Origin of the sequence: Pelagicoccus sp. SDUM812003, from assembly GCF_031127815.1 — a bacterium.
Lineage (GTDB): Bacteria > Verrucomicrobiota > Verrucomicrobiia > Opitutales > Opitutaceae > Pelagicoccus.
Map to the genome: position 1 here is coordinate 1 of NZ_JARXHY010000080.1, position 431 is coordinate 431.

1 protein-coding gene is annotated in these 431 nt (G+C 54.3%); it reads right to left on the reverse strand.

Features of this window, described 5'->3' with window-relative positions; genetic code table 11:
* Positions 1-431, reverse strand: a 431-nt coding sequence (locus QEH54_RS22875) for a VPDSG-CTERM sorting domain-containing protein (protein ID WP_309021054.1), incomplete at both ends; no start/stop codon positions are given.

Below are 431 nucleotides of genomic sequence, written 5' to 3' on the forward strand. Positions count from 1 at the left end.
CGAGCGATTCCAACGAGACCGAGAAGGCCGAATCCGAGAAGAGCGACGGTAGAACCAGTGTCTGGAACCTTGACGTCGGTATCGTGGCTACCGCCACCAGCTCCATTCGAGGTGATCTTGGAGAGAAGACCCAACGAGTAGACCTCTTCGTCAACAGAAGCTGTTCCATCAAAAGAGCCGGCTACTGACGAATCGAAAAGAACCGTGCCTGAGACTGACAATGTGTTGGCGTCGAACACAGGGTTCAGGATCAACTGGAAAAGGGCAGAGCCTGCACCAACCGTTGGATTGGAATCAATGGAGATTCCGCCAAATGATGGGCCAAGACCGGTAACGATGAAGAGACCGGTCAACTCGTTGATCCCACCAGTGGTGTTGTTACCAGCAAGTGAAGAGTGGAGGAAGGGAGCTCCGCCGCCTGTGGACGGAAG